The sequence below is a fragment of the Armatimonadota bacterium genome (assembly GCA_035527535.1).
GTDB lineage: Bacteria > Armatimonadota > Hebobacteria.
This window is the reverse complement of the sequence record DATLAK010000084.1, coordinates 32,776-52,685: the sequence shown is the minus strand read 5'-3', so window position 1 is coordinate 52,685 and position 19,910 is coordinate 32,776. Positions and strand designations below refer to the sequence as shown.

General features: G+C 68.3%; 16 protein-coding genes and 2 tRNA genes. 6 read left to right on the top strand and 12 right to left on the bottom strand.

Translation table 11 applies throughout. The features are described from left to right. The first annotated feature begins 121 nt into the window (after positions 1–121). From VM221_05830 to VM221_05815, 4 genes are all read left to right on the top strand, one after another. Positions 122–1,942, top strand: a complete 1,821-nt coding sequence (locus VM221_05830; GenBank protein ID HUT74334.1) for a glutamate mutase L — start codon at positions 122–124, stop codon at positions 1,940–1,942. Positions 1,943–1,944: 2 nt separating this feature from the next. Beyond that, a complete protein-coding gene (locus tag VM221_05825; protein ID HUT74333.1) occupies positions 1,945–3,099 on the top strand; it encodes a hypothetical protein in 1,155 nt (384 codons plus the stop codon). A 171-nt stretch (positions 3,100–3,270) separates the two neighbouring features. Next, entirely contained in the window at positions 3,271–3,957 is a 687-nt protein-coding gene (locus VM221_05820; protein ID HUT74332.1) for a LysE family transporter, read from the top strand. Then, on the top strand, positions 3,950–4,513 hold the full coding sequence (locus VM221_05815; GenBank protein HUT74331.1) for a hypothetical protein: 564 nt from the start codon (positions 3,950–3,952) through the stop codon (positions 4,511–4,513). Before VM221_05820 ends, VM221_05815 begins: the two co-directional genes overlap by 8 nt. 74 nt (positions 4,514–4,587) lie before the next feature. Here the strand turns inward: VM221_05815 and VM221_05810 are convergent, their stop codons facing one another. The 4 genes from VM221_05810 to VM221_05795 form a co-directional block, all read right to left on the bottom strand. Beyond that, positions 4,588–5,268: a 50S ribosomal protein L25 gene (locus VM221_05810; protein ID HUT74330.1), complete on the bottom strand. Its 681-nt coding sequence runs from the start codon at positions 5,266–5,268 to the stop codon at positions 4,588–4,590. Positions 5,269–5,448: 180 nt separating this feature from the next. Continuing rightward, a complete protein-coding gene (locus VM221_05805; GenBank protein HUT74329.1) occupies positions 5,449–6,405 on the bottom strand; it encodes a ribose-phosphate pyrophosphokinase in 957 nt (318 codons plus the stop codon). Positions 6,406–6,432: 27 nt separating this feature from the next. Further along, positions 6,433–7,179: an NTP transferase domain-containing protein gene (locus VM221_05800; GenBank protein ID HUT74328.1), complete on the bottom strand. Its 747-nt coding sequence runs from the start codon at positions 7,177–7,179 to the stop codon at positions 6,433–6,435. Positions 7,180–7,293: 114 nt separating this feature from the next. Continuing rightward, positions 7,294–7,368 (bottom strand) — tRNA-Gln (locus tag VM221_05795). A 330-nt stretch (positions 7,369–7,698) separates the two neighbouring features. Here VM221_05795 and VM221_05790 point away from each other — a divergent pair. Both VM221_05790 and VM221_05785 read left to right on the top strand, forming a co-directional pair. After that, the gene (locus VM221_05790; protein ID HUT74327.1) at positions 7,699–8,649 is read left to right on the top strand and encodes a hypothetical protein; all 951 of its coding nucleotides are present in this window, start codon (positions 7,699–7,701) and stop codon (positions 8,647–8,649) included. A gap of 176 nt (positions 8,650–8,825) precedes the next feature. Further along, on the top strand, positions 8,826–10,871 hold the full coding sequence (locus VM221_05785; GenBank protein ID HUT74326.1) for a sigma-70 family RNA polymerase sigma factor: 2,046 nt from the start codon (positions 8,826–8,828) through the stop codon (positions 10,869–10,871). Positions 10,872–10,976: 105 nt separating this feature from the next. Here VM221_05785 and VM221_05780 read toward each other — a convergent pair whose 3' ends face one another. From VM221_05780 to VM221_05745, 8 genes are all read right to left on the bottom strand, one after another. Next, positions 10,977–11,792 carry a DUF1638 domain-containing protein gene (locus VM221_05780; GenBank protein ID HUT74325.1) on the bottom strand — a complete coding sequence of 272 codons (816 nt, stop codon included), beginning with the start codon at positions 11,790–11,792 and terminating at the stop codon, positions 10,977–10,979. Positions 11,793–11,854: 62 nt separating this feature from the next. After that, a complete protein-coding gene (locus tag VM221_05775) occupies positions 11,855–12,568 on the bottom strand; it encodes an HAD family hydrolase (GenBank protein HUT74324.1) in 714 nt (237 codons plus the stop codon). 163 nt (positions 12,569–12,731) lie between these two features. Then, the gene (gene thrS / locus VM221_05770) at positions 12,732–14,678 is read right to left on the bottom strand and encodes a threonine--tRNA ligase (GenBank protein HUT74323.1); all 1,947 of its coding nucleotides are present in this window, start codon (positions 14,676–14,678) and stop codon (positions 12,732–12,734) included. A gap of 162 nt (positions 14,679–14,840) precedes the next feature. Then, positions 14,841–14,915, bottom strand: a tRNA-Val gene (locus VM221_05765). A gap of 77 nt (positions 14,916–14,992) precedes the next feature. Next, positions 14,993–15,667, bottom strand: a complete 675-nt coding sequence (locus tag VM221_05760) for an MgtC/SapB family protein (GenBank protein ID HUT74322.1) — start codon at positions 15,665–15,667, stop codon at positions 14,993–14,995. 52 nt (positions 15,668–15,719) lie between these two features. Next, on the bottom strand, positions 15,720–17,432 hold the full coding sequence (locus VM221_05755) for a proline--tRNA ligase (GenBank protein ID HUT74321.1): 1,713 nt from the start codon (positions 17,430–17,432) through the stop codon (positions 15,720–15,722). A gap of 146 nt (positions 17,433–17,578) precedes the next feature. After that, complete coding sequence (locus VM221_05750; GenBank protein ID HUT74320.1) at positions 17,579–18,769, bottom strand: sialidase family protein; 1,191 nt, start codon at positions 18,767–18,769, stop codon at positions 17,579–17,581. A gap of 162 nt (positions 18,770–18,931) precedes the next feature. After that, positions 18,932–19,771, bottom strand: a complete 840-nt coding sequence (locus VM221_05745) for an amidohydrolase family protein (protein HUT74319.1) — start codon at positions 19,769–19,771, stop codon at positions 18,932–18,934. Positions 19,772–19,910 lie beyond the last annotated feature (139 nt).

Here is a 19,910-nt window from a genome sequence, read left to right as displayed (position 1 = left end):
CACGCGCGGGTCATAACCCTTGCGCCCCGCGTTGACCGTGGAAACAGGGCTATGCTAAGATGCAATCGCAGCGTCGCGCCGCGTGGTCGGACCTCACGCCGCGCGCCTGCCGACACCCATTATGGGCGACTCCGTCAATACCATCCTCGCCACCGACTGCGGGAGCACCACCACCAAGGCGATCCTCATTCGCCGGGGGGATGACGGCTACCGCTTGGTCGCGCGCGGCGAGGCGCCGACGACGGTGGAAGCCCCCTTCGACGACGTCACCGTGGGCGTTCTCAACGCCGCGGGCGAGCTGGAGGACCTCACCGGCGAGTCGTTCGTCCACAACGGGCGGCTGCGGGTCGGGGGCAACGGGTCGGGGGGTGCCGACCTTTACGTTTCGACCAGCAGCGCGGGCGGCGGCTTGCAGATGTTGGTGACGGGCGTGGTCAAGAACATGACCGCGGAGAGCGCGCAGCGGGCGGCGCTGGGCGCGGGCGCGATCGTGATTGACGTGCTGGCGGTGGATGACGGGCGCGAGGATCACGAGCAGATCGAGCGCATCCGCAGCCTGCGCCCGGACATGATCCTCATGTCCGGCGGCACCGAGGGCGGCACCGTCAGCCACCTGCTCGACATGGCGGAGATCCTGCGCGCCGCCGCGCCCAAGCCGCGCCTGGGCAGCGGGTTCCAGTTGCCCGTGATCTACGCCGGCAACGCCGAGGCCCGCGAGCCGGTCGCCGAACTCCTGGGCACGGCGGTCAGGCTGACCGTGGTTGATAACCTGCGGCCGGCGCTGGAGCGCGAGAACCTGGGGCCGGCGCGGGCGGCCATCCACCAGCTCTTCCTCGAGCACGTCATGGCCCAGGCGCCGGGCTACGACAAGCTGCTGGGGTGGACGACCGCCCCGGTGATGGCGACCCCGGCGGCGGTGGGCGACATGGTGCAGATCGCGGCCCAGGCGCAAGCGCGCAGCGTGTTGGCGGTGGACATCGGCGGGGCGACGACCGACGTGTTCTCCGTCTTCGGCGGCGAGTTCACGCGCACCGTGAGCGCCAACCTCGGCATGAGCTACAGCGTCTCCAACGTGCTGGCCAAGGCGGGGATCGAGGGCATCGCGCGCTGGGTGCCGTTCGCGGTCGAGGAGGGGGACCTGCGCAACCGCCTGCGCAATAAGATGATCCGCCCGACCACCATCCCGCAAACCCCCGATGACCTGTTGATCGAGCAGGCGGTGGCGCGCGAGGCGCTGCGCCTGGCGCTGGCGCAGCATCGCCAGTTGGCGGTCGGACTGCGCGGGGTGCAGCGCCGGCGCACGGTGGGCGATACCTTCTCCCAGGACGCCGGCGCGGAGAGCCGGGTCAACCTGATGGAGCTGGGGCTGATCATCGGCAGCGGGGGCGTGCTGTCCCACGCGCCGCGCCGCGAGCAGGCGGCGCTGATGATGATTGACGCTTTCCAGCCCGAGGGCGTGACCGAACTGGCGGTGGACAGCATCTTCATGATGCCCCAGCTCGGGGTGCTGGCGCAGGTGCTGCCGGAGGCCGCGCACGAGGTTTTCCGCCGCGACTGCCTCATCCCGCTGGGCACGGTGGTGGCGGTGGTGGGCGCCTCCAAGCCCGGCGCCTCCGCGGTCGTGGTGAGCACCCCCGACGGCGACGTCGAAGCGCTTTTCGGAGAGCTGCGGGTGTTCCCCCTTGAAACCGGAGCCGAGGCCGAGGTGACGGTGCGCCCGGCGCGCGGCCTGGATGTGGGCGCGGGCGCGGGCCGGCCGCTAACGGTCCGCGCGCGCGGCGGGGTGGTGGGGCTGATCATTGACGCGCGCGGGCGCCCGCTGGAGCTGCCGTCGCAGGACCGCGCGCTGACACTGCGGCGGTGGCTGCGCCAGGTCGGCGCCGACCCGCAGGCGCCGCGCGCCGCCGACGCCCCCGGCGCCGGCGCAGGGGGAGAAGGTTAGCCATGCCCATCGCCTATGCCTGCGGTCTGACGGTGACCGCGAATATCGTCCTGCGCAAGGAGCGGCTACTGCCCGTCGCCGGCGAGGTGCTGGTGGCGCAAGGGCAGCAGGTGGAGGCGGAAACGCCGGTGGCGCGGGCAATGCGACCGGGCAATCTGACGTCGATCAAGGTGTCGGAGCGGCTGGGGGTGAACCCCGGCGATGTGCCGGGGACGATGCGCAAGGCGCCGGGGGAGGCGGTCACGGCGGGGGAGGTGATCGCGGAGACGCGCAGCTTCTTCGGGCTGTTCCACAACGCCTGCGCCTCCCCGGTGGCGGGGGTGATCGAGCATGTCAGCCCGCTGTCGGGGTTCGTGGCCATCCGCGAGGCGCCGGTGCCGCTGGAGGTGCTGGCGCACATCGGCGGGCGCGTGGAGCGCGTGATCGAAGGGCAGGGGGTAGTGGTGGAAACCCAGGCGGCGCTGGTGCAGGGGATCTTCGGAGTGGGCGGCGAGCGTCGCGGCGTGGTGCGCATGGCCGCGCGGGGGCCCGAAGCGCCGCTCGACCTCTCGCTCGTCGGCGAGCAGGCGCGGGGCGCGGTGCTGGTGGGGGGTGCGAGCGCCGACGGCGAGTCGCTGGCGGCGGCGGGGCGGGCCGGCGCCGCCGGGGTCGTCGTGGGCGGCATCGCGGACACCGACCTGCGGGCGTTCGTCGGCTACGACATCGGGGTGGCGATTACCGGCCAGGAGCAGGTGCCGTTCACGCTCATCATCACCGAGGGCTTCGGCAGCGTCGCGATGGCGGCGGCGACCTTCGAGTTGCTGGCGTCGCTGGCGGGTAGGCAAGCCTCGATTGATGGCGAGACGCAGATCCGCGCGGGGGTCATCCGGCCGGAGATCATCGTGGCGCGAGGGGGGATTGTTCCTGAACAGGGACCGTCATCTGTCGGGCGGATACAGTCCGCCTTGGGCCCGTCCCCGCCCGCGCAACTGGCGGTGGGGGCGCAGGTGCGACTGATCCGGGAGCCTTACTTCGGGCGGCTGGGGAAGGTGACGGCGCTGCCGGCGCAGCCGCAGCCGGTGGAGACCGAGGCGAAGGTGCGCGTGGTGGAGGTGGAGCTGGAGGACGGCCGCCGCGCGCTGGTGCCGCGGGCCAACGTGGAGATGGTGCACGGGTGAGCTCGGAGCATGTGAAGCCACCCCGGTGATGATGAGAAGCGGCGGAAGGCAGCGGTCAGGGGAGCCGCTGCGGGACGTGAACCAGCGTTGAACGGGGACGGGCGCTATCCGCGAACCGCATCCGCGTCGCCCGCGCCGCCGGCAGGGCTGCGGGGCTCGGCGCGTCGGCGATTGGCGGCGCTGCTGGTGTACGCGTTCGGCACCGCCTTCTCGGGCGCGCTGATGCCGGGGCCGCTGCTGGCGGTGACGGTGGCGGATGCCGCGGCGAACGGCTTCTGGGCGGGACCGCTGCTGATGGTCGGGCACGGGCTGCTGGAGCTGATGGTCATCGCCGCGCTGGCGGTCGGCCTGGGGGCGGCGCTGCGCAAGCGCTACGTCTTCGCCGCCCTGGGACTGATCGGCGGCGGCGTGCTGGTGTGGATGGGCTGGGGCATGCTGGTGTCGCCGGGCGCGGGTGGGGTTGGCTTCCTCGACGCGGGGAGGGGTCTGGCCGGCGGCGCACCCTGGCGCCTGGGCAGCGCCGGGCGCGAGGTCGCCCGCGGGCTGCTGATCAGCCTGTCGCATCCTTACTGGAGCTTGTGGTGGGCGACCCTGGGGATGGCGCTGGTCGCGCGCGCCAGGCGCGACGGAGCGGTCGGGCTGGGGGTCCTGTTCGTCGGCCACGTGGGTTCGGACCTGGTGTGGTACTGCCTGGTGGCGCTGGGGGTGTCGTATGGTCGTTCGTTCATGTCGCCGCTATTCTATCGGTGGTTGGTGGGCGCATGTGGGGCGTTCATGGTCGTGCTCGCCGCCTACTTCATCATCTCCGGCGCGCGCGAGCTCGTGAATCCTCGGGCGAGGCAAGAGCAGCATGAATGACAGAAGGCGCGACAAGGGCCTGCGCCGGGGGCTTGCGATCGCCATCGTCCTGGTGATGCTGGGGTGGCTGGGGCTGATCCTGATCCTGTCCCGCCGGGACGCGCTTCCGCGGCGGCAGCCGGAGGCCGTCTTGCCGATCTACCCGTCCGCCCTTGAGCTGCGGGAGAATTCGGTCCCGGACCGGGACTGGAAGACGGCCGCCTACTACGTCGCGCTCGACTATCCCTCGATCGAGGTCTTTCAGCACTACGACGACCGCATGACACAGCAGGGATGGTCGCGCGAGGGCGCCCCGGACCTGCCCCAATGGCGGGTGGCGCGCGACGACCACCGCCGCCACGCCACCCTGGTGGCAGCATGGCTGTCGCCCGACCACTTGCTGCAACTCGATTTGTGCCTGGAATGGAAGGAACCGGAGCGCGCGCCGCGAGAGGCGGAGAATGAGAAGCGGATGCGCGTGACCGCGACCATGCAGCGCACCGCCGCGCCCTTCCTCAAGCGGTCGCCCAAGCGCCCGGCTCCGGCGGACAAGGCGGAATCGCCTTTCGCGCACTGACGGGCGCCGTCGCGCCTCACCGTACAAGCCTGCCTCGAGCGGTCGCCGGCCGCGAGAGACGGGTCACGCGCCCTTCACCTCGGGGCGCCTTCGTCGGCCCCCGCGTCCTCTTCCTCGGCCGGCGCTTCTCCCGCGGCGGGCGCTTCCTCGCCCTCAGGCGCTTCGGTCGGCGCGGCGGGCGCGACCTCCTCCACCGCCCGCGGCAGGGTCATCGAGACCACCATGCCGCTCGCCTCGCTGACCAACGTCACCTCGGAGGGCAGGGAGAGATCGCTGACGTGCAGCGCGTGGCCGATCTCCAGTTTCGAGATATCGAGCTCGATCCGGTTGGGCAGCTCAGTCGGCAGGGCCACGACCTCGACCTCGCGCAGGACATGGTCGAGCACGCCGCCCTGCTTCAGCCCCGGCGCCTCCCCGATCACCACCACCGGCACCTGCGCCGTGATCTTCTCGGTCAGGGAGATGCGCTGGAAGTCAACATTGAGCACCTGGCCCGTCAGCGGGTGCACCTGGATCTCGCGCAGCATCACCGTCGGCGGCTCCTCGCCGCCGTTCTCCACCTCCAGCCGCACGACCGCATTATGGCCGCCCGCGCGCAAGACCTCGAGCAGGCGCTTGGCGTTGACCGCCAGCGCCACCGGCGCCCGGCCCCGACCATACAGCACCGCCGGCGCCAGCCCTTGGCGGCGCAGCCGCCGGGCGGCGCTGGTGCCCGCCTGCTCCCGTTTCGTCACCGCAAGTTCCCGCTGTTCCATTGCTTCCTCCGAAAGCGCCCCAGGGGGCCATGGCCGAACCTCGGGCAGACCCAGTTATGAACGACCAAGACCCCGGACCCCGGTTGTTCATCCCCCGGGCTGGAGCCCCGACATGTCGAGGCGGCCGCCTTTCCGCTCTCCTTTGGGGCCTGGTCTCCCGCGCCGGCCGCGCGCCGCCGGCTAGCGCTTGTCCTCGACCCACAGATGGTCGAAGAGGGAGCTGACCGACGCGTCCTCGTGCACGCGGCGGATCGCCTCCGCCAAGAGCGGCGCCACCGATAGCACTTTGATCTTGGCGATGCGCCGCTCCGGAGATAGGGGCACGGTGTCGGTGACCACGACCTCCTTCAGGGGAGCGTCGGCCAGCCGCGCAATCGCATCGCCGGAGAAGATGCCATGGGTGGCGCTGGCGTAGATTTCCGCCGCCCCGCGCTCCGCGACCGCGTGCGCCCCCAATGCCAGCGAGCCGGCGGTATCTATGATGTCGTCAATGAAGATCGCCCGCTTGCCGTCGAGATCGCCGATGACTTCCATCACCTCCGCCTGGTTGGGCTGGGGGCGGCGCTTGGCGATGATGGCGAGGCTGGCGTCGAGGCGGTCGGCCACGGCGCGGGCGGTGCCGACGCCGCCGACGTCGGGGGATACGACGACGGTATCGGCGTCGGCGAAGCCGCGGGTGATGAAGTAGTCGGCAAGCAGCGGCCCGGCGTTGAGATGATCCACCGGCAGGTTGAAGAAGCCCTGGATGGAGGGAACGTGCATGTCCAGCGCCAAGATGCGGTGCGCGCCGGCGACGGTCAGCAGGTCCGCGATCAGGCGCGAGGTGATGGGCTCGCGGCCGCTTGCTTTCTTCTCCTGACGCGCGTAGCCGTAGTAGGGCACGACCGCCACGATGCGGCGCGCGGAGGCGCGCTTGAGCGCGTCAATGATGATCAGCAACTCCATGATGTTGTCGCTGGTGGGCGGGCAAGTGGGCTGGACGACGAAGACATCCGCCCCGCGCACGCTCTCGTTGATCTTGACCCGGATCTCGCCGTCGCTGAAACGGCCGACCTCCGTCTCGCTCAGCGGCAGCCCCAGGTAGGCCGCGATGTCCGCCGCCAGCTTGGGGTTGGCGTTGCCGGTCAGGATACGCATGTCGTGGTTGCTCACACGCTGCCTCCGCTACCGGGACCTGCGCTGCAGGATCAGCTCCGCCTGCTCAAGTTCGGCCGGAGTGTTGATGCCCATGACCACCGCGGGATCGTCCGCCTTGACCACCGCTATCTCCAGCCCCCGCGCCGCGAGCAGACCGATCGCATCGGTGAGGTAGTACTCCCCCTTGACCGCGTCCGGCCGGATCTCGGCCGCGATCTCGAAGATCAACGGCGCCTGGAAGCAGTAGATGCCGGCGTTGATCTCCTTGACCGCCAGCTCGTCGGCGGTCGCGCCCGCCGCCTCCTTGATGCCGACAACGTGTCCGTCGGCGGCGCGGAGAATGCGCCCGTAGGCGCCGGGCTCGTCGAGCTCGACCGTGACCATGGAGGCCGCGGCATTACGCGCGGCGCACTCGCACGCCAGCCGCCGCAGCAAGTGGGCCGGCACGAACGGCACATCACAGTACAGCGTGATGAGGTAGCCCTCGAAGTCGCGCAGAGCATCCCGGGCGCAGCTAAAGGCGTGCGCGGTGCCACGCGGACAGTCCTGGACCGCATAGCGCACATCGTTTCCCAGAACCTGGCGGACAAGCTCACCCCGATGGCCGATAATAACAACAATGTTGTTGATCCCGGCCGCCAGCACCGATCTGACAACGCGCTGCACGACGGACTGCCCCCCGAGGCCTAACAGCGCCTTCGGGAGATCGCTGCCCATGCGCGTCCCCAGGCCGGCAGCCAAGATGGCGGCCGCGGTGCGGTTCTCTTGCGACATTTGCTGCGTTGATCCAAGCTGATGAATTGCCTGCGACCCGCCTGCCGGCCCGACGACCGCCGCCAGCGCTCGCGCCTGCCCGCGAGCAGGAACCGTGGCGCTGCAGTCGCCGTGTGGCTGGCGGGGCAGGATTCGAACCTGCAACCTAAGGATCCAAAGTCCTTCGCGCTACCGTTGCGCCACCCGCCACCGCCGCTGGATTCTAGCACAACCACGCGCCGCGTGTCCACCAGGACGAGCCTGCGGGTGGAACCGCGGAAAGTTGGGATGGGTCGCGAGAATCTGTAGGGGCGCACGGCGTGCGCCCGCTCCACCCCGACCGGCCGGGGTGCCACATTCGGGCACACAACCGGCCACCCCAACCAAGAACGGTCACACCCGCGTATCCCCGCGCGCAGGCCGGCGGCGCTGCGACACGGGCTCCGGGTCCGTGCCTTCGGCGGCAGCGCGCCAGAGGAAATCGCGCGCCGGGGTCTAAGTACCTACCTGACTCTCCCCCGTTGCACCGGGCGAGACCACATGATGTCCGACGAGCGATTGGATTTCCGCCTGCGCCACGTCGTCGGGCAGGGGCTGAACTTTTGTTTCTACCTGCTCGGCCGGGCGCAACTGCGCCTGCCCGCCCTCACCCGACCAGCGCTGTGGCCCGTGCCGGACGACGACCCCTTCGCCGACTTCGCGCGGCGCTTCGAGGTCGCCGACGCCGGTCAGCTCGAACCCCTGCACATCGAGCCGCTGTGGCGGCCGTGGCTGCAGGCGGTTGCGCGCACCTGCCCCGACTCCGCCGCCGACGCGCTCGCCGCCATGCCCGACCTGCGCGCGCGCCCCCAGGCGCGCAACACCCTCCAGCGCTTCGGGCGCATGCAGCTCAACGACTTCCTCGAGCGCTGGACCGGCATCCGCCTCGACCTCGACGGCCGCCTGGCCGACGCCCTGCGCACCTTCGATCTCGCGCGCATCCTCGTCCGCCACCAGGACGCCCTCGGCGTCGAGTACCGCCCCGGCCGCGCCACCTTCCACTATCACCTGTTGCGAGTCTTCACGGTCAACCGGTTCGGGCTCTCGGTCGTGCTCGGCGCCGCCTATCTGGAGCGGCCGGAGCGCCTGGCCGGCGCCGTCGCCCACGCGACCTTGCACGCGCTGGTGGGACCGGCGGAACTGTGGGAACGCGAGGAGATCAAGCCGCTGCTGCAGGCGCTGGGCCGGAGCCTGCGCATCGGCTATCTGAGCCCGCGCGACGCCGCCGAGGAGGCGCTGTGCATCCTGGCCGACGTGATCGAGCACGAGGGCGAAGCGGTGCCCTTCGACCGCATCGAGCGCAGGATTGGCGCGCCGGCGCTGCGCCTGCTCGCGCGCGCCTTCTACGATACGCGCCGCACGCGTCGCTCCCAGGGCCTGGCGCAGTGGATCTCCGCGGCCCTGCAGGAAGCCGCCCGCGCGCGGCCGGGCGCACTGGGATCGCAGATCTGAGAATGTCATTCCGAGGGGGACCGCACGACCGAGAGCCTGCCCCGAGCCCGCCGAGGGGAATCCCCTACCGCATCTGCGCGCCATCTTCGGCCATAGTTTCTCTCCGCCGGGTGAAACAAGCCATCGCCGAAATGCATACTACCATTGGAACCGCCGACTGACACCGACGAACGCCGATGGACATGACCGATGATCGCGAACTGATAAGGCGCACCTTTGACGGCGACCGCAGTGCCTTCGACGACATAGTGCGCCGCTACCAGGATGGGCTGTATCGCCATCTCCTGCGCCTTGCCGGCCGCCACGAGGAAGCCGAAGACCTCTGCCAGGAGGCCTTTATCCGGTTCTACCGCGCGTTGCCACGCTTCAACCGCGCCCGGCCGGTCGGCCCCTTCCTCTTCGCCATCGCCACCAACCTCTGGCGGGAAAGGGCGCGCAAGGCCCACCTTGCCGAGCAGCCGCTCGACGAACAGCAACCGGCCGGGGGTACGCCGGTCGCCGAGCAGGCCATGGCGCGGCTGGAGCATGAGCAGGTGCTCGCGGCGGTGGCGCGGCTGCGCCCGGAGCAGCGCGAGGCGGTATCGCTCTACTACGATCAGGGGCTGAGCTACCGCGAGATCGCGAGCATTACCCGCGCGCCAGTGGGCACGGTCTCGACTCGACTGCGGCGCGCGCTGGAATCCCTGCGCCGAGCGCTGCCGAGCGAGGCCGCCGGGCTGGCGATCATCGCCGGGGGACAGGCGCCGCCCGCTACGGGCCTCGTCACCGCGCTGCAAGGGCAAGGGGCTGCGCCGCCGAGCCTGGCGCCGGCTATCGCTCACAGCATCGGCCACGCGGCTCCAGCGACTGTCGGCTTGTTGCACGGTGTCTGGACCCTATGGAAGGAGGCTGGACTGATGGTCAAGGGGATTTACGTCGCGCTTGGTTTGGCAGTAGTGGGCGGAGCGGTGGTTGGCGTGCCGCGGTTGGTCGGAGACCATGGTGCATCGCCGCCAGCGCACCCGCGCTCGGGTGGCCGCATAAATGTCAAGCATGAAGCAGCGATAAGGGCGGCAGGCATGCAGCGAAACTACGAAGCCATACGCCATCTTGCTGCTGAGGTGGAATACACGCAGGAGGCGCCCCAACAGACCATGCGCAAGAAGTTCCTTATGAAGTATGTGGCGCCAAGCACTGTCTACTTCGAGGACCTCGAATCCACGATGTCGCCCGAATCCGTCATGCCGCGCATGAGCGTATGGACCGACGGTCGGGAGATACATCAGGCCGAAGAGATGAAGCAGCCGTCAGGCGAAGACTTGCTCACCGGCAAGGTACTCCATGCGACTGGAACCGCCATGGACTGGAGAGGGTTCCAATTGGGCAACCCTCTTTCGGTGATCCGCGGGACTGGTCCTAACCTTGTGCACTGGCGGGAGTTGCAGTCGCAGGCTGAGTCGGGACACGCACGGTGGGCGCGCCCCGAGACGCAATTCGGGGTCAAGGGATTCGGATTCCTCTTGGATTGGGCGAAGGGACACCAGGTGTACTACTGGATTGATGATGTCCACGGCTTCATCCCGAGGATTGTCAGCTTTCGCGTAGGTGGCGCGGTGCACGGTGAGCAGAGAGTGAAGGAGGTGAAGAAGGCAGGCCATGCCTGGCTGCCGACGCGGATGACGATGCACACGAAGAACGACGACGGGAGCACAACCATAGGGGAAATGCGCGTTCTGTCTTTCGATGCGAACACGAAGCTTTCGCCCAAGGACCTCGAGCTTCACTTCAAGCCGGGGACCGAAGTGAACGATGAGATACACAAGACGCACTATACCGTCGGGAGCGGCAGGGCACATCCAATCGCGCAGGGTGCCCTGAAGGCATGGGTTAGGAACGCTCAGCAACTCATGCTCGCTTTGCGCATGTTCGCCAAAGATCACGACGGGCGCTTACCTAATGCAGCTACCTGGATGGACGATATCAAGCCGTACCTCCGGAGCGAAGATGTGCTGCGCTGCGCAGGGGAGAAGCATAAGTACAGCTACGCAATGAATGTCGCAGTGAGTGGCCTGAACCTCTCCGACATCGCCGACCCGGCAAACATGGTCGTTCTTTACGAGTTCAGCTCGGACACGCGCAACGCCGCTGGCGAGCCGCCCAGCCCGAGCGTGCCCGGCCTGCGCCCCGGCGGCCGCCTCTACGGCTACGCCGACGGCCAGGCCGAATTCGTGCAAGCGAAGTAGAGGCTACGAGGTCCGTCGAGGTTCGAAAGAGTCGGCACAGATTCAGGCCAGGGGGTGTCTCCCACGTTGGGCGCACGCCGTGCGCCCCTACCTTCCCGTTCGGCGTCAATCGGCGTACATCGGCGGTTTGCTCTCATCCGCGTCTTCCGTGGCCAAAATGCTTGCCTCGTCGCCGCGGGTCACCCGATGGCCTGGGGGCACGACCAGGAACTCCGCCTCGTCCCATTCGCCGTCGAGCAGCTTGCACAGCAGGCGCAGATCGCCGGGCAGGTCGGTGAAATCCCACGACCGCTCCTGCGCCACCCGCAGCGCCTCGGCTCGCAGCGCTTCCTGCGGCCCCAGCCCCAGGCCGATGAACGCCGCCCGCGCGTAGTTCTTGATCCACGACTGGCTGATCTCGTACAGGTATTGCGCGTTGTCCTCGCCGTATTTGGCGACCAACTCCTCGTAGGGTATCTGCAGCCCTTCGCCCTCCTCGCGGGTGCGCGGGACGCCGCCGCCGGCGCGCTCCACCCAGCCGGAGGTGTAGTAATAGGTCCCCGGCTCGTCGTGGAAGTGGCGATGATAGGCGTCCTTGGAGCCGAGGAAGAAGGTGATGCAGTCGTGGGCGCGCGGGATCACCAGCGGCGTGTCACGCGCGACCAGGCCCAGCGTGCCGTTGCTGCATAGGCCGTAGCCGAGGGCGATGGCGTCGTACTTGACATGTGGCACCCCGATCCATCGGGGTGAATGGGCGCGATGAATCGCGCCCCCACGGGCGTCCGTCGCGTCTATCGCTTGCTGCACCTCCGCGCGCAGCGTCTCCGGGTTGTCGTGCAGCCCGCGACGCAGGAACTCGAGGTCAATGACGTGCGGCGACCGCGCCGCGCACAGGCAGACCTCGCGGAACAGCACTTCGCAGGCGATGACCTTGATTCGCATGTGCAATGCTCACCGCAGAGACGCAGAGGGCGCGGAGATTCGCGGCTGCGGATTGACGCGGATCAGCCCTGACGGTGGGAACGAGCTGCGGGCAGCACGCGGAGAAGCCCGCTCAGGTCGCTCGCCGCATAGTCGGGGGCATCATCTCCGGTCGGCACAGACTTCCCTTGTCGGTTTATCCAGAGCACAGGAATCCCCTCGGCCTTCGCTCCCCGGACATCAGCCCCAATAGAATCACCCACATGCAATACCGCCTCCGGCGGCAACCCCAGCAGGGAAAGAGCACGTCTGAACGGTTCGGGCCGCGGCTTGTAGGCTCTGCAGTCCTCGCTGGTCACGATCAGGTCGAATGACAACCCATTGTGCGCGAGGGCAGCCGCCAGATCATCGTTGTCAATGTTGCTCACCAGGCAGATCGGCACGCCGCAACTAGCGAGCACTTCTCTGCTCTCGGGGAACAGCTCCGGCTGCGTCCAGTAGCGCCACTGTGATTGACTCAGTGTGACCGCATCGAGACGCGGCCCGAAATGCAGCAGGGTCTCCCGCAAAGACGCAACCGCCAATTCCCGCTGACTTCCGAAGCTCTCCCCGTGGCTGTGCAGGCACATGTCTGCGAAGGCGCGGCCCCAGTACGAACCGATCCGGCGCGAGGCCGCGTCATTGCCGCACGCGCTCGTCACCTGCTCGCAAATGGCGGCGATCGCCACGTCGTCCTCTTCGACGACGGTGCCGTAGAAATCCAATAGTATGGCGCGCGGCCAAGTCATGGTGTTCATGCCTCACCGCAGAGACGCAGAGAGCGCGGAGCGGAAACGTAGGGGCACAGTACGCTGTGCCCGGCTCCGGAGGGCGCGATGAATCGCGCCCCTACCATCGGCGTCCGTCTGCGTTTGTCGGCGGTTCAATATCCCTCTCCGCGGCCTCCGCGTTCTCTGCGGTTCAACCCTTGCTTTCCACCTCGGCGGTCAGGTGGGCGACGAACTCGTCTAGCCCCTGCGCGCCGAGGTCGCCCGCGCTGCGGGAGCGGACGGAGACCTGCCCCGATTCCGCCTCGCGGTCGCCGACGACGAGCATGTAGGGCACCTTCTGCACCTGCGCCTCGCGGATCTTGTAGCGCATGCTCTCGTTGCGGTCATCGAGGTCGGCGCGGAAGCCGGCGGCCGTCAGTCGCTCGTGCACCCCGCGCGCACATTCCTGATGCCGCTCGGCAATCGGCAGCACCACCGCCTGCACCGGCGCCAGCCAGGCGGGGAAAGCGCCCCCCGTGTGTTCCACCAGCCCGCCGAAGAAGCGCTCGATGGAGCCCAGCAGCGCGCGGTGCACCATCAGCGGGGTGTGCGCCTGCCCGTCGGCGCCGATGTACTCCATGTTGAAGCGACTGGTCAGGTTGAAGTCGAATTGGATAGTCGGCCCCTGCCACACCCGCCCCATGGAGTCGCGCAGCTTGATGTCAATCTTCGGCCCGTAGAACACCGCCTCGCCCGGCGCGCGCTTATAGGTAACCCCTTTGTCGTCCAGCGCCGCGGTCAGCGACTTCTCCGCGATCGCCCAGTCCTCGTCCGACCCCATGTACTTGGCGTGGTCGGCCTCATCCCGCACGCTCAGGTCCACCTCGAAGTCCTGGTAGCCGAAGGCGTTCATCATGAACAGCGTCAGGTCGAGCACGCCCTTCACTTCGTCGCCGATCTGCTCCGGGGTGCAGATGATGTGCGCGTCGTCCTGGGTGAACCCGCGCACGCGCAGCAGGCCATGCAGCACCCCGGAGCGCTCGTAGCGATAGACGGTGCCCAGCTCGGCATAGCGGATCGGCAGATCGCGATAGCTGCGCATCCGGCTCTTATAGATGAGCAAGTGGAAGGGGCAGTTCATGGGCTTGAGGCGGTACTCGTCCTCGTCAATCATCAGCGGGCCGTACATGCCCTCCTTGTAGAAGCTGAGGTGGCCGCTGGTTTCCCACAGGTGGGCGCGCGCGATATGCGGCGAGAACACCAATTGGTAGCCGCGCTGGTAGTGCTCGCGGCGCCAGAACTCTTCGATCAGGTAGCGCACCAACGCGCCCTTGGGATGCCACAGCACCAGCCCACCGCCCAGCTCCTCGGGGATCGAGAACAAGTCGAGCTCTTTGCCCAGGCGGCGGTGGTCGCGCAGGGCCGCCTGCTCGCGCAGGCGCAGGAACTCGTCGAGCTGCTCCTGGGTGGGGAAGCTGACGCCGTAGATGCGCTGGAGCTGAGGGCGGCGCTCGTCGCCGCGCCAGTAGGCCCCGGCGATGCTGAGCAGCTTGACCGCGCCGACGCGCCCGGTGGAGGGCAGATGCGGCCCGCGGCACAGGTCCACGAAATCGCCGTCGCGGTAGATGCTGACGCGGTCATCGGCGATCTCCTGCAGCAGCTCGACCTTGTAGTCCTCGCCGCGCTCCTTGAAGAAGCCGACGGCGGCATCGCGGGCCATCTCCTCGCGCGCGAAGGGCAGGTCGGCGGCGATGATGCGCCGCATTTCGTCCTCAATGCGCTCCAGATCCTCGGGCACGAACTTGTGTGACAGGTCGAAGTCGTAGTAGAAGCCCTCGGCGATGGCGGGGCCGATAGCCAGGTGCGCGTCGGGGAAGAGCTGGGTGACCGCCTGCGCCATGATGTGGCTGGTCGAGTGGTGATAGACCTCGCGCCCCGCTTCATCCTCGAAGGTCAGGATCTCCAGGCGGTCGCTTGCCGGCAGCGGGGCGGTCAGGTCGAGCAACGCGCCGTCCGCGCGCGCTGCGACCGCCTGCTGTGCCAGAGGGGACACCCCGATCGGTCGGGGTGCCACATTCCCCTGGTCGCGAGTTTGCAGCCACTCGGCGATGGTTTGCTTCCCCGCCTGGGTCTGATCCACTTCGATGATAATGCTCATGAGTCCCTCCGGAATGGAGCATGGGCGCCCCGCCCGTGTCCGGCTCCCCCGCAACTAAAATGCCCCCCGTTGCCGGGAGGCGAAATCACGCAGCGCGCTGCTGGACGAGCCGACGCGCTACGCGTAGGTTGTCGTAATCGTGGTGATGGACAACATGTTTGGTGGTGGGCGGTGTAGGAATCGCACCTACGACCTTCTGCGTGTCAAGCAGATGTTCTCCTACTGAACTAACCGCCCACTTCGGCGTGATTATAGCCCGATCACTCGCCATTGTAAAGGACGGGCGGGCGCGCCGCCAACGGGGGTGAACGCGGCTATTCCCACTGGATGGCAGAGAGCCCCTCGACCGACATGAGGTCGAGGGTAATCATCTCCGTGGTCACCCCCGGGGGCAGGCGCACGACCAGGCTCATATCCTCCTGGCCCTGCTCGAGGTTCGGCACCACCTCCACCGATTGGATGCGCGCGCCGAGGCTATCTAGGACCGCCTTTACCTGGGGCAGAAAGCGGCGCACCTGCGGGGCGCGGATGAGCGCCAGGCGATACTGACGCTTGCTGACGATGCCCTTCTCGACCCGCCCCAGCAGCGTCAGCGTCAGCAGCACCATCACCGAAGCGAGCACCGCCACCACCAGCGTCTGGCCGCCGTGGGCGATGCACAGCCCGATCGCGGCGACGGTCCACAGGCTGGCGGCGGTGGTCAGCCCGCGGACGATGTTGCCATGGCGCAGGATGGTTCCCGCCCCCAGGAAGCCCATGCCGCTGGCCACCTGGGCCGCGATGCGCCCGGGGTCGGCATGGGCGTAGGTGGCTACCATTGACTCCGACACCATCATGTAAACCGCGGAGCCTACGCATACCAGCACGTGGGTGCGAAACCCGGCCGGCCGGTCGAGGGTTTCCCGCTCCCAGCCCACGGCGCCCCCCAGCACCACCGCGATCAGGAGCTTGGCCAGCACTTCCGGCGTTGACAGCCCCGATAGGAACATGCTCGCTTACCTCGCGGTGCGGGAGCAATCAGCGGCCCTCCGGGACGCGACCTCACGATCGCATCCCGGCCTCCGCAAGCTGCTCCTGCACCCAGGCGGCAGCCGCCTGCGCCTGCTTGAACTCGGCGCCCCGGTGCCCTCGCCGGCGCACCTCGGCCAGACCCTCGCCCGCGCGCTTGCCCGCCACCACCTGCAGGGGGATGCCGATGAGATCGAGGTCCTTGAACTTGACCCCCGGGCTCTGGTCGCGGTCGTCCAGCAGCACTTCGACGCCGGCTTCGTCCAGTCTCCGATGGATTTCCTCACCCAGGTCGCGCTGCGCCTGATCCTTGAGGTTGACGATCACCACCGCGCAGTGGAAGGGGGCGATGCCCAGGGGCCAGATGATGCCGTTGTCATCATGCCCCTGCTCGATGGCGGCGGCGACGATGCGGCTGACGCCGATGCCGTAGCAGCCCATGACCACGGGACGCGACGAGCCGTCTTCGGCGCGATAGAGAGCGTTGAGGCGGTCGCTGTAGTAGGTTCCCAGCTTGAAGATGTGGCCGAGCTCGATGGCGCGGCGCTCCTCCAGCGGCGCGCGGCAGCGCGGGCAGGGGTCGCCGCCGGTGACCAGGCGCAGGCTCGCCCACTGGTCAACGGAGAAGTCACGACCGGGGTTGACGTTGACCAGGTGGGCGTCGTCCTCGTTGGCGCCGGTGACGTAGTTGGCGCCGCCCCGCAGCTCGTGGTCGGCGATGATGGTCATCTGCTTCAGCCCCACCGGCCCGGCGAAACCGACGGCCGCGCCGGTTGCCTCGCGCACCAGCGCCGCCTCCGCCAGCGCAATGTCGGTCGCGTTGACCGCGTGCGACAGCTTGGCCTGGTTGAGGTCGCGGTCTCCCCGCACCAGCACCGCCACCGGCTTGCCGCCGACGCGGTAGATCAGCGTCTTGATGAGCCGCGCACTCTCCACCCCGAGGAAGGCGGTGACCTCGTCCACCGTCTTCATGCCGGGGGTGGAGACCTTCTCCAACGCGGGCGCGGCATGTGGCACCCCCCCGTCCTGGGGCGCCGCGTACTCCGCCATGTCCCCGCTGGCGGCGTAGCCGCACGACGGGCAGATGAAGACCAGGTCCTCGCCGCTGGGGGACGGCAGCATGAACTCCTTGGCCTCGACCCCGCCCATGGACACCGCCTCGGCGTCAACCTTGACATATTGGAGCCCGCAGCGCGCGAACACGCGCTCGTAGGCGGCCTCCATGCGGTCGTACGCCGCGTTCATGCCGGCGTGGTCGCGGTCGAAGCTGTAGGCATCCTTCATGATGAACTCGCGCGCGCGGATGAGCCCCCCGCGGGGACGCGGCTCGTCGCGGAACTTGGTCTGGATCTGGTAGAGAATGAAGGGCAGATCGCGATAGGAGCCGACGTCCTGGCGCACGAGGTCGGTAATGGCCTCCTCGTGGGTGGCGCCGAGGATGAAATCGCGCTCGCCGCGGTCGGTGAGGCGCAGCAAGTCCTCACGCCCGGCCCGCCCGCTTTGCTGCCACAGCTCCTGCGGATGCAGCGCCGGCAGCAGCAGCTCCTGCGCCCCGGCGCGGTCCATCTCCTCGCGCACGATGGCCTCGACCTTGCGCAGGACTCGCCAGCCCAGCGGCAGGTAGGAGTACACCCCTGCCACCAGTTTGCGGATGAACCCGCCGCGCAGGAGCAGCCGGTGGCTCGGCAGCTCGGCGTCGGTCGGCACCTCCCGCAGCGTTGGAAATAGCAGCTCAGATGCGCGCAAGCGCGACCTCCCCGGGATCCGATAAGCCAGGCGCCGCTATCATAGCACACAAGCTGCGCAGGGGCAACGGAAGGGAGGCGCTGCCCTGGAGCTCCGTTATTGTGAGAACGATGACTCTGACCGGGGCGGGCCTTCGCGGATCGTCGCTACTCCGGCGCTAACCGATAGAGGTACGCATCGCCGTGCCACGCGTTCGCATCGAACCGGCTCACATGCAGGATGATGTCGCCGTTCTCGCGATCCTCGTGCGCGTCGAAGTTCGACAGTTGCAGCGACGGATCGTCATGCGGCCGGCGATCATCAACCACCACCACGCGGTCCCTGATGAGCAGCAGATTGGCGCGGTCAACCTCGCCGATGATGAGGGGATACCGGGGCTGGTTGCCGCGCGGGTTGTCGGGCGTGATGTTGCCGAGCCAGTAGCAGCGGCCGTTGGAGTGGCGCAGGAGCAGCGAGATGCTGCTGGGCGAATAGAAGCCGCCGCCGTCGTCATAAGTCCACGGCTGCGGCGCGCTCCAGGCGCAACCGCCGTCAGTGGAAACGGCATACCACTTGCACCCGGGCAGCGCGAGATTGGCGTCATTGCTGCCGCGCATGACCATGAGCAGGCGGCCGTCGGGCATCTCGGCCACGGTCGGCTCGATGGCGCCGCGGGTGGATTTCGCCGGCTCGAGGGCCACGCGCTGCGAGACCTCCCACCTCATCCTCAACCCTTCGCGCCAGGCGCCGATCAATACCACCGCCTCGGTATAAGTCGCCCCGCCGCCGGGATTCCAGTATTCGCCGTCAGGGCCGAGGGGCGTCACCTGCATGGGGAAAAGCAGCCTGCCGTCGCGGCTGCGGAAATACGGGCGGGACCCGGTTATGATGGCATTCTTCCCGACCCACACGCCGTCGAGGGGATGTTCCGGCGCGTAGTCGCCCTGCTGGATGATCTGCTCGTCAACCTGGTTGGTGCGCCCGCCGTCGGTCGAAACCTGGTAGCTCAGGTAGTAGGTGGTCATTCCCTCGAGGGGGTCGTCGGTCGGCAGCGTCCCCTCCAGCACAATCGTGATCAGGCGATCGGTTTCGGGGTCCACGAACCCCGGGGCCGGCACGCGGCGGTGAAGGCCTTGGGGCGTTTGCGCGACACAGTCGCGGGCTTCCCATGCGGACCAGGTTCTGCCGTTGTCGCGGGAGAACGCGATTTCCACGGCGTCCATGAGATCGCTGCGAGTCTCCACCATGCGCACCGCCATTTTCTCGACCCCGTCGCGGCGCGTATAGAACGAGTTTCCATACACCAGCGCGCCCGGCCCGGGCGAGGGTATGAAAACCTGCTTGCTCTTCAGTCTCACGGGTCTGTCTCCTCTCGCTTGCGGCAAGCACGGCCGGCATGGGGCGTTTCCGCCGAACTTCGGGCTGGGCGGTAGACTGCACCCTCACCGGGCCCGCCTTCGGCGGGCGTCTGCGGCCCGGAAACCAGAGCAACTCGGTTGTGCCCCCGCAGCGCTACGCGCTCACAGTCCGAGTATGCGCTCCGCGTTGGTGCGGGTGATTTGGTCGAACGCGGCGCGAGAGATTCTCCCCTGCGCCAGGGCGTCCTTGAGGTACGGAATGATCGGCGCCTGCTGGCCCGCGTGGCACAGGTCGGTGCCCAAGATCAGCTTGCCCTGGAACGCCTCCAGGAATCGGTAGCCGAACTCGGGGTCGCGGGTCAGGGCGTTGTAGCCGCTGTTCGCCGAGAGATCGCCGTAGAGATTGGGATGGCGTTCCAGCAGCCTCGGCGCCGCGCCGCCCGCCGCGACTTTCCCGCCGGGATAGGCGCTGAAGTCCCGCGGCGTGACATCGCCGGAGATCTCAGCCCAGAAATGCGCCCCGTGACCGAGGAACACCGTCGCCGGCAGGTCGCGCAGCATCTTCTCGAAACGCGGCAGGCCCTGCTCGTCAATGTTGGTTTGGGCGGTGAGATCGAGGATTACGGGCATCCCCAGGCGGCCGCAGATCTCGTAGATGGCGCACAGCCGGGGGTCGTCTATGGGGAGACCGCAGATGCCCTCGCCGAATCCTCGACATCCGCGTTCCCGGTATTCGTTGAGCACGCTCGCAAAGTCCGTGGACCGGTCGCCGGCCCACCGCCGCGGATCAACATTGCAGAACGGGATGAACCGATCGGGGTGGCGGCGGCAAACCCGCAGCACCTCCGCGGTCGTGACGTAGAAATAGGTCTGCTCCGGGTTCTCCATCGGCAGCAGCGCTGCTTTCTCGATCCCGTGGCGGTCCATGAAGTTCAGCAGGTAGGACGGGCGCAGCGGCGGCTCCAGATACAGCCGTCCCACATGAAGATGAATGTCAATCATGTCGCAGCCCTCGCCCGATCTGTCGTCGGCATTCTCCGCCCCCGCCTCAACTCCTGCGCCCTCCCCCCGGAAAGAGGTGCGCCGGGTGCGCGCGACGAAACCGCGTTTCCGCCGACGCGCGGCCCTATGCGGGCGAGGT

What these genes read in the sequence shown, in the direction of transcription:
- VM221_05760 (HUT74322.1), bottom strand. Translation starts at nt 15,667, where the DNA reads ATGTTCCTATCGGGGCTGTCAACGCCGGAAGTGCTGGCCAAGCTCCTG.
- VM221_05785 (HUT74326.1), top strand. Translation starts at nt 8,826, where the DNA reads ATGGACATGACCGATGATCGCGAACTGATAAGGCGCACCTTTGACGGC.
- VM221_05800 (HUT74328.1), bottom strand. Translation starts at nt 7,179, where the DNA reads ATGTCGCAAGAGAACCGCACCGCGGCCGCCATCTTGGCTGCCGGCCTG.
- thrS (HUT74323.1), bottom strand. Translation starts at nt 14,678, where the DNA reads ATGAGCATTATCATCGAAGTGGATCAGACCCAGGCGGGGAAGCAAACC.
- VM221_05745 (HUT74319.1), bottom strand. Translation starts at nt 19,771, where the DNA reads ATGATTGACATTCATCTTCATGTGGGACGGCTGTATCTGGAGCCGCCG.
- VM221_05805 (HUT74329.1), bottom strand. Translation starts at nt 6,405, where the DNA reads ATGCGTATCCTGACCGGCAACGCCAACCCCAAGCTGGCGGCGGACATC.
- VM221_05810 (HUT74330.1), bottom strand. Translation starts at nt 5,268, where the DNA reads ATGGAACAGCGGGAACTTGCGGTGACGAAACGGGAGCAGGCGGGCACC.
- VM221_05815 (HUT74331.1), top strand. Translation starts at nt 3,950, where the DNA reads ATGAATGACAGAAGGCGCGACAAGGGCCTGCGCCGGGGGCTTGCGATC.
- VM221_05830 (HUT74334.1), top strand. Translation starts at nt 122, where the DNA reads ATGGGCGACTCCGTCAATACCATCCTCGCCACCGACTGCGGGAGCACC.
- VM221_05790 (HUT74327.1), top strand. Translation starts at nt 7,699, where the DNA reads ATGATGTCCGACGAGCGATTGGATTTCCGCCTGCGCCACGTCGTCGGG.
- VM221_05780 (HUT74325.1), bottom strand. Translation starts at nt 11,792, where the DNA reads ATGCGAATCAAGGTCATCGCCTGCGAAGTGCTGTTCCGCGAGGTCTGC.
- VM221_05825 (HUT74333.1), top strand. Translation starts at nt 1,945, where the DNA reads ATGCCCATCGCCTATGCCTGCGGTCTGACGGTGACCGCGAATATCGTC.
- VM221_05775 (HUT74324.1), bottom strand. Translation starts at nt 12,568, where the DNA reads ATGAACACCATGACTTGGCCGCGCGCCATACTATTGGATTTCTACGGC.